The following is a 15,395-nucleotide window of genomic DNA, read 5'->3' on the forward strand; positions in this document are numbered from 1 at the left end:
TTTAGTGGAGTCCAAGTTGGAGCAGTTCACGATGACGGCAAAGGCGGCAGTTCGCCGAAGGTCTCGGCGGGAAGGCGTTCTATGTATCCATCTTGGAGCGCGCTCCACCCTAGCCATCGCCAACCCTGCTCCGTCACCCCCACGACCATGTTGGCGGAGCTGTCGTAGACGACCACCTCACCGCCAGGACATAGGACGATGGTTACGCCGGACACCGACCCCGTTATGACATCACGGACCTGGACACAACCGTTGCTGCTGCCGGTGAGGTAGCGGGTGCCGTCCGGTGACCATGCCATCGACCACACGGTGTCGGTGGTGGTGTGGTGGAGGAGTTCGCCGGTGGCGGCGTCCCATTGACGGGCGCCGTCGTCGCCGCCGGTGAGGTAGCGGGTGCCGTCCGGTGACCATGCCACCGCCTGCACGGTGTCGGTGGTGGTGTGGTGGAGGAGTTCGCCGGTGGCGGCGTCCCATTGACGGGCGCCGCCGCCGCCGGTGAGGTAGCGGGTGCCGTCCGGTGACCATGCCACCGACCGCACGAACGTGGTGGTGGTGTGGTGGAGGAGTTCGCCGGTGGCGGCGTCCCATTGACGGGCGCCGTCGTCGCCGCCGGTGAGGTAGCGGGTGCCGTCCGGTGACCATGCCACCGCCTGCACGGTGTCGGTGGTGGTGTGGTGGAGGAGTTCGCCGGTGGCGGCGTCCCATTGACGGGCGCCGTCGTCGCCGCCGGTGAGGTAGCGGGTGCCGTCCGGTGACCATGCCACCGTCTGCACGAACGTGGTGGTGGTGTGGTGGAGGAGTTCGCCGGTGGCGGCGTCCCATTGACGGGCGCCGTCGTCGCCGCCGGTGAGGTAGCGGGTGCCGTCCGGTGACCATGCCACCGACCACACGGTGTCGGTGGTGGTGTGGTGGAGGAGTTCGCCGGTGGCGGCGTCCCATTGACGGGCGCCGCCGCCGCCGGTGAGGTAGCGGGTGCCGTCCGGTGACCATGCCACCGACCGCACGAACGTGGTGGTGGTGTGGTGGAGGAGTTCGCCGGTGGCGGCGTCCCATTGACGGGCGCCGCCGCCGCCGCCGGTGAGGTAGCGGGTGCCGTCCGGTGACCATGCCACCGTCTGCACGAACGTGGTGGTGGTGTGGTGGAGGAGTTCGCCGGTGGCGGCGTCCCATTGACGGGCGCCGCCGCCGCCGCCGGTGAGGTAGCGGGTGCCGTCCGGTGACCATGCCACCGACCACACGGTGTCGGTGGTGGTGTGGTGGAGGAGTTCGCCGGTGGCGGCGTCCCATTGACGGGCGCCGCCGCCGCCGCCGGTGAGGTAGCGGGTGCCGTCCGGTGACCATGCCACCGTCTGCACGAACGTGGTGGTGGTGTGGTGGAGGAGTTCGCCGGTGGCGGCGTCCCATTGACGGGCGCCGCCGCCGCCGCCGGTGAGGTAGCGGGTGCCGTCCGGTGACCATGCCACCGACCACACGGTGTCGGTGGTGGTGTGGTGGAGGAGTTCGCCGGTGGCGGCGTCCCATTGACGGGCGCCGCCGCCGCCGCCGCCGGTGAGGTAGCGGGTGCCGTCCGGTGACCATGCCACCGACCGCACGAACGTGGTGGTGGTGTGGTGGAGGAGTTCGCCGGTGGCGGCGTCCCATTGACGGGCGCCGTCGTCGCCGCCGGTGAGGTAGCGGGTGCCGTCCGGTGACCATGCCACCGACCACACGGTGTCGGTGGTGGTGTGGTGGAGGAGTTCGCCGGTGGCGGCGTCCCATTGACGGGCGCCGCCGCCGCCGCCGGTGAGGTAGCGGGTGCCGTCCGGTGACCACGCTATGCACCGGGCGAATTGGCCGGAAACCGTGAAATGCCGCAGCGTGTACTCACGCGATGGAGCCGAATTCGCGGGGGCGGTGAGGAGTTCCGGTCCCGGTTGGGGTGTCGGTGTGCACAGGAGCAGTTGGGTGCGGTGGGTGTGGGCGAGGGTGAGGTCGAGGTCGTCGATGCGGCAGTGCCGCAGGATCGTGCCTGCGGCGTTGGTCGCCGTCCAGGTGGTCCTGGTGAGGTCACAGTGGTGGAATTCGGCGGTGGTGGCCTCGGCGTCGGACAGGTCGGCGTCGGTGAGGTCCGCATTGTGGAAGGTGGCGTTGCGGAGGTTGGCGCCGCGCAGTCGCGCGCCGGTCAGGCGCAGCCTGGTGTGGTCGTTGGAGCCGAAGCGCCAGCCTGGCATGGTGGCACCGGAGAGGTCGATACCGGTCAGGTCCTGCCGCGGGTAGTCGCGCTGGTGGGCGTGCAGGGCGTAGGCGAGGGCCAGTTCGGAGGCTTGCGGGTGGTGGTGGCGGCCGATGCGGTGCAGAGCGTCCAGTGCGGCCTTGCGCGCCGGGGCGGAAGCGCCGGCGAGCGACTGTCCCAGAAAGTCCAGTGTCTCGGTGCTAGGGATCTGCATGCTCAGGGCTTCGGCGAGGTGCTCGGTCCGGTCGTGTGCGGAGGTGTCGGTGAGGATGCGGTGGAGGTGGCGGGCGAGGAAGTACTCGAATAGGGAGCGGTGGGCGAAGCGGTAGGTGTCGCCGTCGCGGCTGAGGAACGTGGCGGTGCGGAAGTCGGCGGTCCACAGGTCGGGCAGGCGTTCGCGGTAGTGCCGGGTAAGGTCGGGACGCCGATCGAGCAGGTCCAGCAGCCAGTCGTCGACCTGCTGCGGGGTCCAGGAGTTCTGACGGGATCGCCACAGCCCGGCGGCGATCTCCTCCATGAGCAGTCGTTTATGGTCGGGGGTGAGAGTGTGTTTCCCCTCGTCGCGGGTGATCCAGCGGTCGACAACCTCGGCGTAGATGTCGACCGAGCGCAGGGCGCGGCCTTCGAGCTTGGCGGTCTCGATGAACTCGACCATGTCGGCGATCATGCGCAGGGTGACCGGGCGGCGGGCCAGGTCGGTCAAGTCGTGGACGGCGGCGATGGTGTCCAGGAACCTGTCGACGGCGTCGGGGTCGCGGTCGAGGTTGCCCAGCAGGTAGTCGCGGATCTGCTCGTGGCCGAAGGGAAGCATGAGCAACGCCAGGTAGTCACTGCCGCGCAGGCCCTCGCGGTCCAGTCCGGTGAAGTAGGCGGCTTCGTCACGGATGTCGCGGAAGTACTGGGTGCGACAGGTCAGCAGCATCCGCGTGGAGGTGGGACCGGTCAGGGCGCGCCAGAGTTGGCGGGTGAACAGGCTGCGGTCGCGGGGATCGAGGTTGACCAGGACTTCGTCCAGGCCGTCGAAGACGATCACGGTGTCGCCGTGATCAAGGCGAGCACGGACGGTGGCGGCGTGCAGGCGGTCGCGGGGCACGTCGGACGGGCGACGGGCGTCGAGCATGCCGTCGAGGATGTGATCCAGCGTCATCGCGCCAGCGGGCAGTGTGGACAGCCGCAGGTCGCGCAGGTCGAACAGGATCGGCACCGGCCGGGTGGGATCCTGGTTGTGCAACTGCATCAGGCGTTGGGCGAACAGTTTGGCGGTGGTCGTCTTGCCCATGCCGACATCGCCGAGCAACGCGCACAACCGCGCCGCACCGGGGGCGGTGTCGGTGGCCCATTCCACCAGTCGTTCCACGGCCTGCAGCGGCGGCCCGGCGGAGACATCGCCGTGCCACAGCCGGGATTCCGTCAAGGCCGTCTCCGCCAGCCTGGAGGGCACGAGATGGTCGATGTCGAAGCGCAGTTGGCTCTCGGCCCAGGCGAGGAACGGAGCCTTGTCCTCCGGAGCGGGGGTAGTGGCGAGGGCAAGGCGCGGTGTGGGGAGCAGGGCGGTGCGGATGGCCGCGATCACCTCGTTGACGTACTCGGCTCGCCGCGCGGTGCTGGTCAACTCGACCCAAGGACTGCTACGGCGCACGATCTGATGGCTGTGCAGCGGGGCGAGGTTGACCGGGCCGTCGGGAAGCCGGCTGAACGCGACCGGCACAACCGGGCAGGACCCCGGGCCGGTCACCCGCTGCCGCTCGCGGCCGGAGCTGAGTAAAGCCGGGCTGATCAGAGCGACCCGCACGTCGGCCTGCTCGCACAGTCGGTCACGTGCCTGCTCGGTGTCCTCGCCGATGCCGACCGTCCGGGAGTCCTCGACCTCCCACACCTGCCCCGCCAGGGTGGCCAGCGACTCCTGCAACTGCTGGATCAGCGCCGATGCCCGGCGTGCGGTATTGCCGCTGGTGGGGTGGAACCCGACGTAGACACGCAGGCGGCGGGAGTCGCCGATCTCGGCGACTTCGGGTAGGACCGGGCGGGTGATGCCGGTGCGGCCGGAGGTCTCGTTCGTGTAGGACGCCAGGACGCGGCCGACCGGGTCCCCGGTGAACCAGCCGTGACGCCGGTCGGGTTTGACTTTGCGCTTGTCCAGTTCCAGGACCAGGTCCACGCCGGCATCGCGGGCGCGGGCGTTGACCTTGTCCCGGAAGTCCTGGAACGCGTCCTGCGCGCGGGTGTCGTCCCCGGTGAACTCGGCCGCCTCCAGCGCCGCGCGCAACACGAACCGGCCCTGCCCGTCGACCAGGTCGCCGATTGCTGCGACGCGGGCGTGCTGCATGGAGGTCAGGACCCCGGTCAGGGCACGGAGGCGGTCGGCGATCTGCTCGCGGTCAAGCCTGCTGCTCACAGCGTCCGGTATCCGTTCAGGTTCAGCGCACGCCGGCGGATGGAGGCGGCAAGGTCGATACCGAAGCGCTTGCGCCGGGGACCTGTGGTCTCGGTGAAGGCTCGCCCCTCCAGTGAGAACATCTGCAGCTCCGCCAGACCGCCGAAGTCGACCTCCGAGCCGAACGGCGGCAACGGGGTGAGTCGAACCGGCAACGCGCCCCGGTCCGCGTCCGGCCCGGCGAACCGCGGCAGCTCGTGCTTACGGATGAACGAGCTGACCAGATAGTCGGTGGAGACCAGCAGTAGCCCGAAGTCGGCCTCGTCCATGCGGTCGAAGATCGCCGGAGCGAACTGCTCACCACAGGTCAAATGGCTGTCCTCCCACCATTGCACCCGCAGGTCCGTGAACAGCTCCAACGCGGGCAGCAACTCAGCCAGCAGCGCCGCTTTGGCCTTGGCGTCGCGGTGACACCAGCTCAGAAAGACCCGGACCGTGGTGACCGCCATCCCGCCCCCTGGAGTTCCCGGATGCGCTCCGGATCGGCAGACCCTAGCAGGGGTGGTACTCCAGCAGCATCGGTGACATCCGCGTGCCGCGTTTACCGGTAGTTACAAGTTGTCTGTTGACAGGGTGGTGTAAGTGTGATAACCCGGTGAAGGTGGGGATTCGCTCCTGTACGAGGTGCATGACGCCGCACGTCGTCCGTGTCCGCGGCTCCGGGGCCAGTGAAGGGTTACGCGGCCCGTTTCGACGATCTGTTTGGCACGCTGGCCCAGCGCGATGGCTTTCGGAACACCTGGTAGGGGCAGCGCCTGTTGGCTCCGCAGGATCGGGGTAAGTGCCCGCTTCCGAGCTTGAGCGAATGAGGCCCTTGGTGCGCAGACGAGGGAACTCCTGTAGATCGGACGTTGTCGAAGCGCCGCTCTGCCGGGAGTTCCGTTGTCATCCGGTGGGGCCACCGCAGGTGCCCCGTGCTGCCGCTTGGCCGCCTCCCACCGGCCCACCGCACGCACGGCCCGGTATCCGACCGATGTCACCGATGCCCAGTGAGCCGAGCTGGACCCGCTGCGGCCCGATCCGGCGTGCCTGGCGGTCGGGGCGCGCGGTGGGAGAAGTACTGCCACTGCCTGATCGCGGACGCGATCGGCTACATGGTCGACAACGGCATCAAGTGGCGGGCGCTGCCGGCGGACTTCCCACCGTGACCAACGGTCTATAAGCGTTTCGCCGCATGGGAGAAGGTGGGTGCGTCGCAGCGGCTGCTCGACGCGTTGCGCGACCGTGTCCGCCTGGCGGAGGGCCGGGTGGCGGCTCCGTCGGCGGCAGTCATGGACTCGCAGTCGGTGCGCGCGGCCGAGACCGTCAATCGGGCCACGCGTGGCTGAGACGGCGGGAAGAAGGTCCAGGGCCGCAAGCGGCACATCGTCGTGGACACCCTGGGTTTGCCGGTGGCCGTGTTGGTCACGCCCGCCTCGACGCAGGACCGGGGCGCCGCCCGCAGCCCGCTGCGCCGAACGCGCGACACCGCCGGGAAACATGCCTTCGCGGAGGCGATGGCGGCGGGTGAGATCGCGTCGGTGATCATGGAGTTGCGACGCTTCACGACTCCGAGGAAGACCCCACCCGCCGATGGCATCATCTCTCATCACCGCACTGACCCTCACGACACCCTCCCCCGACGGCTCACCGGCGCCTGTCACCGATGGTGAGCACGGTGATCTGCGGGACGCCCTGGCGAAGATCTCGGACCCGCGTGACCCACGCGGGATCCGTTACCCGTTGTCGGCACTGCTCACGATCGCGGTCTGCGCGGTCCTGGCCGGGGCGTCGTCATTCGCGGCCATCACCGACTGGCTGCAGGATCTCGACCATCACGCCCGCGACCGGCTCGGTTTCGATCGCATCCCCTGCGCCACAACGATGTGGAGGTTGCTAACCCGCCTCGACGCCGATCTGTTGGCCACCGTCCTCGCCGGTTGGCTCACCACCCGCGCCCGGCGATCACCACCGGTCCGACAACGCCCATACCGCCACGTCATCGCCGTGGACGGCAAGACCCTGCGCGGCGCCCGCCTCGACGACGGCCGACAGGTCCACCTGCTCTCCGCGCTGGACACCGACATCGGCATCGTCCTGGCCCAGGTCACCGTGGACGCGAAAACGAACGAGATCCCCGCGTTCACACCGCTTCTCGACGCCGTCCACAAGGTCGTGGGCTCCCTGAAGGGCATGGTGTTCGTCGCCGACGCCCTGCACACCCAAGTCGACCATGTCCGGCAGGTCGCCGCCCGCGGAGCCCACCTGATGACCGCGGTCAAAGGCAACCAACCGACGCTGCTCACCCAACTCAAATCCCTGCCTTGGCCCAAAATCCCCGTCGGGGGCCGCACTCGCGACCGTGGTCACGGACGCCGCGAGACCCGCACCGTCAAAGCCGTCACCCCGCACGCCGAGCAGGCCGTCCGAATCACCCGCAGCCGCACCACCAGCGCAAAGACCCGCCACGAAACGGTCTACTTCACCGTGTCCCTACCACGTACACGTCCACGATGATCCGGCCTTCCCGCCCGGCTACGACGTCCAACATGGCGTCCAGCTCGGCCGGGGTGCGCACGACCGTGGGGTCGTCGTGGTCCACGTCGTACCAGGCTTCTAGCTCCACCACGGCTGTGCTCTTCCTGTGTAGCGAATGCGGGTACGCGCCCTATTGGTGTTGATCCCGTGCACGGTCAGTGTGGACACAGCGTGACAAACTTGGCCACTTGCCCAGGTGTAGGGAACGTGGACAATTGGAGAGACGACTTGCACCCATGCCTAGGGCGGTCAAGTGACAACTAGCTGGCTATTTCAATCCCGCCCATGCGCCCAGTCGTGCTACCGGATCACTGCGACGTCGGGTGCGAGCCAATGCGCGAATCAGTTCGTGCACTTGAGGATGATAGCGTGCCTGTTGAGGTGAAATCTGCCGAGCCAATTGAAGCTCTCGGATTACGTTTTCATGGTCACCTTGCATGAAGTATGCACGAGCAAGGTCAATATGATAGTGGCCGATCCTGGAGGGGTACAGCTTGCCTGTCAAGTTGAGGCCAGCGCCACGCTTTAGAGCCACTGAGGGTTCTGATGATTCCACCGCTGCCGCAACAGCGTGAATTTCGACATTGGCCGCAGAAAATGCAGTGTCAAACTGATCACCAGTAGTGTCGACGTGTCGAGCCAAGTCTCGCGCTTCCTGCAAGTGTGCATCTGACAGAGTCGATTTATCAAGGCGAGCAGCGATGATCGAGCCAGCGAGGTGTGCGGCACCTAGAACTTCGATTTTGCGCGCGTCTTTTTCATCTGCTAGGTCGGCTTCGACCCTGTCAAGCATCAGTTGGCTTGCGCGGTAGCTTCCGCTGAACATTAGAGCTTGGGATCGACTGTAGTGACCCATTGCTGCCCACAGTGGATCACCACTCTTATTTGCCGTCATAGACATTCGCTCGGCCGCCCAAGCGCTCAGTGAGAGATGGCCGAACTTGTATGAGGCAAACATTGCCGAGTAGTACGCTTGAGCAAGAAGACGGTTAGCCAATTCAAGCTGATCGGATGCTGCGGTGATAGAGTGAACGCTAAGGTGGCGAATCAGGTCAGGCAAGACTTCAAGAATATCTGAGTAACGACTGACTCGCCCTCCGGTGATGACTCGCTTTAACGTAAGGGAGAGGCTGGGTAGCGAATGCAGTGGTCCGTCAAGGAGGGTGTTATTGCCTTCGATGATTGCGCGTTCCAAGTCTGGAACGAACCTTCTCTCCAGCCCGTAACTGCCCTGGAGTGAGTCAAAGTTACGAGAATCGGTGAGGTCGGTAACAAGAAGGCCGAGGGCGCGTGCAACGGATGCGATAAACATTGGAGAGGCTGGCATTGCGCCTCTTTCGACCTTCTTGATTAGCGATAGCGACACATTCGCTCGTGTGGCCAGTTGAACTTGAGTCAGGCCCGCAATTTTCCGCGCTTCAATAACCCGTGCAGCTACGCCATTATCCTCGAAATTCATGTGTCGCCACCTCCCTGTGTAGCCACAACCATACCCCTGCATGTGTCCCTCTCATGTCCCTTTGATGTCCCTTGGGGCCCTCGATCGCTCCTAAAGTGCTGGTCACGTACTGCAATCCTGCGGCTACGGACCGGGCCACAACGGTCGTCAAACCTGACGCGGCCAGCGGGACCCGGTGTCGGTAGCCAGCTCGGGTGGTCCCACGCCGCGCGCTGTCTCGTGTGGGCCTCGCTTCCTCCCCACAGGGCTGAGCTGGCTACCGGCGTCCACGGACCACAGCACCGCCTATGCGACGAGAGGGTCAGTCACGGTGACGATCACGTTCCCGAAATCCCGCGCGAATGCATTCACGGGTGGACCGGGTCTTCTGCGACACTGCCCCTGCGGAACCCGGCTGGCAAGGGACAACCGAAGCGAGCAATGTTCCGCTTGCGCGAAGAAGGACCGTTTTTCCCGACCAGTGCCGCCTGTGCCTCCGGAATTCTGGGACGACGAACATATCGGACCGGCTCTTGAATCCCGTCAGATGGGCGCGGTGATTCGCGCGTTCCGGACCCATCCGTTCCATCGTCGCGACATTATTCAGGAACAGATGGCGAGGTGGCTGAACATATCGCCGTCACGACTGAGTCGTATCGAGAACGGTGAGAGTGTTTTCGATCTCGGAAAACTCGCCAGATGGTCCAGGATGCTCGGAATCCCTCAGGGGCATCTCTGGTTCCACGTTAACGACGAGTCCCGCGAGAGTGCAGGTCGCGCCCAGGCGGAAAGTCGAGCAGTTGAGTGTAAGGGTGCCGAAAAGTCGCAGCTTGCCGTGGCTCGCAAGATTGCTGGACATACCCAGGAAACGTTGGCGGAGGCTGTAGGGGTGTCTCCGCGTACTGTGAGGTCCTGGGAATCGGGGGAGAACCGGCCGATATTTTGTGGTACGCATGTGAGGTTGGTCGAAGCATTGGGGATCACCGTCACCCAACTGTCGGTGCTGCTGGGTGAGTTCCAACAGAACCTGTGGAGCGAACACGGTGGCTCAACGGCGGGGTCGGTTTCCGGGGTAGACTTCATTACGGCCTTGACCGCCATCTTCGAGCAGTCTGGCGCATTCCCCGTCATCAATATCCACGTGACAGTGACAGTGGAAGTCGAGTCCGGGATGTCGCCGAAAGTGAACAGGTAATGTACCCATGGCGAACGTAGAAGTCCGGTCAAACCGGGCGTCACGGACTTGCCGGGGTGGATGCGGCACCAACCTGAGTCGCTACAACCAGCAGGACATATGTGCCTCGTGCGCCCGATCGTCCGGTAACCACGCATCGCACGGCGAAATGGGAGTCGATCTCCTGTCCATCGGGGAGAACATCGTCCGCTTCCGCCGGAAAGCGGGAATGACCCAACAACAACTTTCCGACCGTTCGGGAATCAGTCTGAACCTGGTCCGCAGCCTCGAACAGAACTCCCGAACATCGGCACGCGTATCCTCGCTGTTCGCCCTGGCGACGGCACTGCACGTGCCTCTGGCGGCGCTGCTCGACCCGGCCCATACACCTGGGGTTCTTCTCCGAAGGGCACGGATGCGGCGTGGCATGTCGCAGGAGATGCTGGCGGCACGGGCCGGATTCAACGTGGCCTACATCTCCAGGATCGAAACGGGTCAACGTTCCCTCGACCGCCTACCGACCTTGATGGCGCTCGCCACCGCGTTGAACGTGCCCCCGATCGAGTTGGTACCATGGTTGGCCGAAAGCGTCCCCGCCCAGACCTGCCGATGCCGCCCGGACCCGCCCACGGATTAGACCGCCCGCCGCCACCGACTGCCCCCGGCCTGGTTCGCCGCAGTAGGGCCGGAGGGCGGCGGGTACGTCACCCGGTCCACGTGCCGCACATGATCGCAGACCTACCCGCCGGGCCCGCGTTCCCCGGTGCTGGTGATCCCACGACCTACGGGAACGATCACCCGAATGGTCTGCGGAGCAGGCAGCGGGGGCGTTGCCAACTTGACGTCCGGAACCACCCGGCCCCAAGCGGCCAGGTGGGACAGGCAACGACCACCGCGTGATCCCACGCGGAGCACCAACCGGCCGTTACCCGCCACACCAGGCCACACCTGGCCGCTACAGACCACGCTGACCAGCGTTTTCGCTGGTGGGACCACCAGGGGCCCATAGGTTGGACTTCGTGTTCATGCAAAGCGTGGGGCAGGTGCGGTCGGTTCCAGACGAGGGTGCGGTCGAACAGGTCGCGTCGGCAGGTGTCGATCCGACGTTCCCTGTAGGCCATCGGAGCCTGTCGGGTGGCTGCTGGCTCGGAGAGACTGCGTCGGCGGTCGCCGGCTCCTCACAGGGGACGCGTGGCCTTGGAGTTGCACGGCGGAGATCTGCCGGAGGATGCACGACGCGCCTTGACCACGACCCGGATGGGGCAGGCCGGTGCAATGCCACCTGTCACCGTGGCGGATGTGGAGTCGGGGCGATTCGAGGTCGAGCCCGGGTGAGGAGTCGGCCATGGGCACATGTGGCGACCGTCACTGACCAGAGGTTCGCTCGTATTCCGTGCGGGACCGCAGATTTGCGGTGTACGGTCACGTGGGCACGGTGAGTGATCATATCTTGTCTGTATGGAGTTCTGCCTGGTAGAGGCTGTACAGCAGGTGGTTCGACGCCGGGCCTATGGAACCTGGTCGGCGCTGTCGGGGCGCCGACTGCACAACTGTCGGGGGCAACGAACGTGGTGACAGGCGCCGGTGGGATCGAGGCGACAGGGGCGGAATCGGATCAGGAGCAGGTGCTTTCCGAACTTGCGATCGGTGCCGCATTGGCGGACATGACCACCTTCATCGGGCGTGGCGCTCTGCTCGGGGCGACGACCGAGTTGCTCCGCACGATGCGCCTGGTGACGCTGACCGGTGCGGGCGGTGTGGGCAAGACGCGGCTGCTGGAACGCCTCGCCGCTGATCTGGCCGAGGATTTCGACGAGGTGGTGCTTGTTCGGCTGGCGGGGTTGAAGGCCACGGAGGATCGGCTGGCGTCGACGATCGCCGAGGCGCTGGGCCTGCCGAACAACTCTCCCGCCCCGGCGGCGGCGAGGCTGATCGAGGCCCTGTCGACGAAGGGGAGGGTGGTGCTCGCGCTCGACAACTGCGAGCACCTGGTGGGCACCGACCCGGGATCGGGGCAGGTGCCGCGACTGCTGCGTCAACTGCTGGCGGCCTTGCCGCGGCTCCAGGTGGTGGCCACGAGCAGGGAGAACCTCGGTGTCCAGGGCGAGTACATCGTGGCCGTGCCGCCGCTGTCGGTGGCGAGCAACGACTCGGCCTGCGTCGGGGAATGTTCCTGCTGCGTGCCCGAGGCAGTCCAGCTGCTGATCGATCGTGCCCAGGCGGTCGGGGTGGAGATTCCGGCCTCGGACTACTGCGTGGCGATCGAGTTGTGCGAGGCGCTCGACGGTATCCCGCTGAACATCGAGCTGGCTGCGGTCAACCTGGAGACGATGACGCTGCACGAGATGCTGGCGCAGCGTCGGGCACTGCTGGACACGCTGGTCGGCGGGGACGCACGGCAGGAGCAGCACCGGTCCGTGCGCGCCACGCTGGACTGGTCCTACGGCTTGCTGGACGAGCCGCTGCGGCGGATGTGGGCGCTGTTGTCGGTGTTCGCCGGCGGGTTCAACCTGGACGCGGTAGCGGCGGTGTCGGAGAGCCGCGGGATCGACCGGGCCGAGGTCCGGTCGCTGCTGACCCGCCTCAAGCGCAAGTCGTTGCTGGTCGTCGACAGGAGCGGGCCGAGTACGCGGTTCCGGCTGTTGGAGACCATCCGTCTCTACGGCGAGGAGCTGGTCGAGGCGTCGGGGGAATCGATCACGCTGCGCCGTGCCCACGCGAACTACTACCTCTCCTTCGCCGAGCAGGCGGCGCAGCACTGGTTGGGGCCCGATGAGGTCGCGTGGATGCAGTGCGTCCACGCGGAGTTGCCGAACATCCTCGCGGCGCAGGAGTTCTTCCTCGCGACGGGGCACTCCACGTCGGCGCTGCGGTTGACGGTCGCCACCGGGCGCAGCAGGGCTTTGGTGTTCGCGGGCCGGATCAACGACAGCCGCGACATGATGGCCTCGGCCCTGGACGAGTCGCCCGAGACACCGACCGTGGACCGGATCAGTGGTCTGTCGTTGTCGACGTGGCTGGCGTTGATCCAGGGCAATCAGGTCGACGGGCTGACGCTGTTGGAGCAGGCCGAGGACGGTGCCCGGGCGTTGGGGTGTCAGGAGACGTTTCCTCCGGTGCTGTACGCGCGGGCGACCCGGCTGTGGCTGGTCGAGCAGGACCCGGTCCTCGCACTGGGAGCGGTGGAGGGCTACGGGAAGGCCGAGGCGGCGTTCCTGGCCGCGGGGCACGACGGCGATGCGTTCATGGCGCTCATGTTCGGCGCGATGAGTGCGGTGTTCTTCGCGGACCGCGACACGGCGTTCACGTGGTGCCGACGCCTGCTGGCCTCCGCGGAGAAGGCCGGAGCCGAGTGGTCGATCTCCTGGGCACTGTGGACCCTGTCGCTGGCCGAACTGCTGCACGGCGATCCCGGTAAGGCCTTGACGCTGGCGCAGCGCACACTGCGCATCCAGCACGCGATCAAGGACACGTGGGGGCCGGCGTGGACGAAGTGGCTGCTGTTCCTGATCGCGGTCGAACTCGGAGACCACGAGCGGGGCGCGCAGCTGATGGGTGCCGCGAACGCCGCCCGCAAGCTCACCAACGCGTCGGTCCTCGGGCTGCTGCCGTTTCTGCGGGTGCAGCAGAAAGCGGAAGGCAAGGCCCGCAGCGAGTTCGGTGACGAGGAGTTCGACATCAGCGTTGCGCTGGGGGAGCGCTTGGCCACCGACGGGGTGATGGCACTGGCGCTCGACCTGCGTGGGCGGCCGATCGTGAACGTCCGCCGCCCGGCGGAGTTGTCCAGGAGGGAATTCGTCGTCGCGTCGTTGGTGGCCCGGGACATGAGCAACCGGGAGATCGGCGAGGCCGAAGGGCTGTCCCACCGCACGGTGGAGGTCCACGTCTCGAACATCATCCGCAAGCTCGTCGCCGAGTACCCCGACCGCGAGGTCAGGCGCCGCCAGCATGTCCGGGACTGGTTTTTGAGCCTGTCGCCGGACGACGTCGCCGCCGGCCTGGCCGACGCGTAAGCGCGTGGGGCGACGCGATGCCGATCGCGTCGCCCCACGTCGGGGTGTCTACCGGCCGCCGAGCACGGGTAGTTCCTCGATACCGGCCATGATGGCGCTGCGCTGCGCCCGCAGCCGCTGCGGTTCGACGGCGAGCCGGGCGCGGGGGAACCGGGCGATGAGTTGCCGCAGTGCGATCTCGGCTTCCATGCGCCCCAGGGGTGCTCCCAGGCAGTGGTGCATGCCGTAGCCGAAAGACAGGTGCCTGCGCGCGTCGGCACGGCCGATGTCGAGCGAGGCCGGGTCGCCGAACATCTCCGGGTCGCGGTTGGCGCTTGTCAGCGACACCAGGACGATCTCCCCGGCCGGGATTTCGACCCCGCCGTAGACGACCGGGGCCGCGGTGACCCGGTGGGTGGCCATGCGCACCGGTGAGTCGAACCGCCACACCTCCTCGATCGCCTGGGGGATCCTGTGCGGGGTGTCGGCGAGGTGCCTCCACAGCCGGGGATCGGCCATCAACCACCGCGCGGCCTTGGTGATGGCGTTGGTCGAGGTCTCGTGCCCGGCGACGAGGATCAGGAAGACCGTCCCGATCAATTCCTCGTCGTCGAGGCGGTCGGTGTCGGAACCTCGGACCAGGGCCGAGAGGAGATCGTCACCGGGGTGCTTGCGCTTGGCGCTGATCAGTTCGGCGAAGTAGCCCTCCATCGCCCGTGATGCCGGGAGCAGGCGCGCGGGGGCGTCGTCCATCAGCGCCGCGGTCCAGTCCCGCAACGCTTCACGGTCTTGTGCCGGCACGCCCATCAGCTCGCAGATCACGGTGAGGGGGAGCGGGAACGCGAGCTTGTCGACCAGGTCGAACGGCTCGTCGACGGGGAGCGCGTCGACCAGCGTCCGGGTCAGGTCGAACACCCTGGAGCGCAACTGCTCGATCCGGGTGCGGGTGAACTTGTCCGCCAGCAGACGACGAAGGCGTCCATGGGCGGGCTGGTCCTGGAACAGCATGTGCGGCCGGAACATCCCGGACAGCTCGGTCGGCAGCCCGGCGGCACGCAGGTGCCGCTCCATGACCGGGCGGATGCGACCGGCGTCCTTGCTCAGACGAGAGTCGGTCAGGGCGCGGCGCGCATCGGCGTAGCGGCTGATCACCCAGACCGGCAGGTACCCGCCTACCTCGGCGCGATGCACGGGTTCGGCCGCCCTCACCCGGTCCCCGACATCGAGCGCATGCTGCCAGTAGTCCTCCTCGAAAAGGCGGACCTGTGTATCGGTCTGCATTGCCAATCCCCCGGTCGTGATGTTCCGCGCCCGCGTGCGGAGGGTCGGATCTAGTTATTTAGGGTAAGTATCGACCGGTTGGCATGGAAGCGCCATAAGGGCAGCCACGTAGTAGCCGATGTGAACACGTAGCAGGACCACTTAGTGTGTTGCCGGTGGCCACGTAGAGGGGGTGCGCATCGCCTGAGGGCATGTCGGGTACGCGTAAGTGACGAGCTTTTCCCGTTCGGCGGGACAATCGACACGCCGATATTCACATGTTAATTACGGAGTCTCGTGACGGCTTGGCTGATTTTGAAGGGTGTCCGCAGACCTTGTTGACACAGAGTGACAACAGTCTGCCTTTG

Annotated in this window: 10 protein-coding genes and 1 pseudogene; 6 read left to right on the top strand and 5 right to left on the bottom strand. The window is 66.6% G+C overall.

Annotation, left to right across the window (positions count from 1 at the left end):
• Positions 1 to 26: 26 nt before the first annotated feature.
• The gene (locus ACRAKJ_RS18535; RefSeq protein ID WP_447009052.1) at positions 27 to 4,607 is read right to left on the bottom strand and encodes a pentapeptide repeat-containing protein; all 4,581 of its coding nucleotides are present in this window, start codon (positions 4,605 to 4,607) and stop codon (positions 27 to 29) included.
• The gene (locus ACRAKJ_RS18540; protein WP_438920073.1) at positions 4,604 to 5,095 is read right to left on the bottom strand and encodes a TIR domain-containing protein; all 492 of its coding nucleotides are present in this window, start codon (positions 5,093 to 5,095) and stop codon (positions 4,604 to 4,606) included. The genes ACRAKJ_RS18535 and ACRAKJ_RS18540 overlap by 4 nt, the downstream gene beginning before the upstream one ends.
• Before the next feature lie 576 nt (positions 5,096 to 5,671).
• On the opposite strand from ACRAKJ_RS18540, the gene ACRAKJ_RS18545 reads away from it, so the two are divergent.
• From ACRAKJ_RS18545 to ACRAKJ_RS18555, 3 genes and pseudogenes are all read left to right on the top strand, one after another.
• Complete coding sequence (locus ACRAKJ_RS18545) at positions 5,672 to 5,794, top strand: hypothetical protein (protein ID WP_438920072.1); 123 nt, start codon at positions 5,672 to 5,674, stop codon at positions 5,792 to 5,794.
• 192 nt (positions 5,795 to 5,986) lie between these two features.
• Positions 5,987 to 6,298: pseudogene (locus ACRAKJ_RS18550) on the top strand (transposase); the annotation flags it as partial.
• A complete protein-coding gene (locus tag ACRAKJ_RS18555; protein ID WP_438920071.1) occupies positions 6,219 to 7,142 on the top strand; it encodes an ISAs1 family transposase in 924 nt (307 codons plus the stop codon). The pseudogene ACRAKJ_RS18550 and the gene ACRAKJ_RS18555, both read left to right, overlap by 80 nt.
• Here ACRAKJ_RS18555 and ACRAKJ_RS18560 read toward each other — a convergent pair.
• On the bottom strand, positions 7,108 to 7,254 hold the full coding sequence (locus ACRAKJ_RS18560; protein ID WP_438920070.1) for a hypothetical protein: 147 nt from the start codon (positions 7,252 to 7,254) through the stop codon (positions 7,108 to 7,110). The genes ACRAKJ_RS18555 and ACRAKJ_RS18560 overlap by 35 nt on opposite strands.
• Positions 7,255 to 7,431: 177 nt before the next feature.
• Complete coding sequence (locus ACRAKJ_RS18565; protein ID WP_438920069.1) at positions 7,432 to 8,622, bottom strand: helix-turn-helix domain-containing protein; 1,191 nt, start codon at positions 8,620 to 8,622, stop codon at positions 7,432 to 7,434.
• Positions 8,623 to 8,932: 310 nt separating this feature from the next.
• Between ACRAKJ_RS18565 and ACRAKJ_RS18570 the strand changes: the two genes are divergently transcribed.
• The 3 genes from ACRAKJ_RS18570 (at position 8,933) to ACRAKJ_RS18580 (ending at position 13,788) form a co-directional block, all read left to right on the top strand.
• Positions 8,933 to 9,796: a helix-turn-helix domain-containing protein gene (locus ACRAKJ_RS18570; RefSeq protein ID WP_438920068.1), complete on the top strand. Its 864-nt coding sequence runs from the start codon at positions 8,933 to 8,935 to the stop codon at positions 9,794 to 9,796.
• Positions 9,797 to 9,944: 148 nt separating this feature from the next.
• On the top strand, positions 9,945 to 10,412 hold the full coding sequence (locus tag ACRAKJ_RS18575; RefSeq protein ID WP_438920067.1) for a helix-turn-helix domain-containing protein: 468 nt from the start codon (positions 9,945 to 9,947) through the stop codon (positions 10,410 to 10,412).
• A 931-nt stretch (positions 10,413 to 11,343) separates the two neighbouring features.
• The gene (locus tag ACRAKJ_RS18580; protein WP_447009053.1) at positions 11,344 to 13,788 is read left to right on the top strand and encodes an ATP-binding protein; all 2,445 of its coding nucleotides are present in this window, start codon (positions 11,344 to 11,346) and stop codon (positions 13,786 to 13,788) included.
• A gap of 48 nt (positions 13,789 to 13,836) precedes the next feature.
• On the opposite strand, the gene ACRAKJ_RS18585 is transcribed toward ACRAKJ_RS18580, so the two are convergent.
• Positions 13,837 to 15,048: a cytochrome P450 family protein gene (locus tag ACRAKJ_RS18585; protein ID WP_447009054.1), complete on the bottom strand. Its 1,212-nt coding sequence runs from the start codon at positions 15,046 to 15,048 to the stop codon at positions 13,837 to 13,839.
• Between the last annotated feature and the right edge of the window lie 347 nt (positions 15,049 to 15,395).

This window comes from Saccharothrix sp. DSM 118769 (assembly GCF_052936295.1).

What these genes read in the sequence shown, in the direction of transcription:
- ACRAKJ_RS18585 (WP_447009054.1), bottom strand. Translation starts at nt 15,048, where the DNA reads ATGCAGACCGATACACAGGTCCGCCTTTTCGAGGAGGACTACTGGCAG.
- ACRAKJ_RS18575 (WP_438920067.1), top strand. Translation starts at nt 9,945, where the DNA reads ATGGGAGTCGATCTCCTGTCCATCGGGGAGAACATCGTCCGCTTCCGC.
- ACRAKJ_RS18565 (WP_438920069.1), bottom strand. Translation starts at nt 8,622, where the DNA reads ATGAATTTCGAGGATAATGGCGTAGCTGCACGGGTTATTGAAGCGCGG.
- ACRAKJ_RS18555 (WP_438920071.1), top strand. Translation starts at nt 6,219, where the DNA reads ATGGCATCATCTCTCATCACCGCACTGACCCTCACGACACCCTCCCCC.
- ACRAKJ_RS18540 (WP_438920073.1), bottom strand. Translation starts at nt 5,095, where the DNA reads ATGGCGGTCACCACGGTCCGGGTCTTTCTGAGCTGGTGTCACCGCGAC.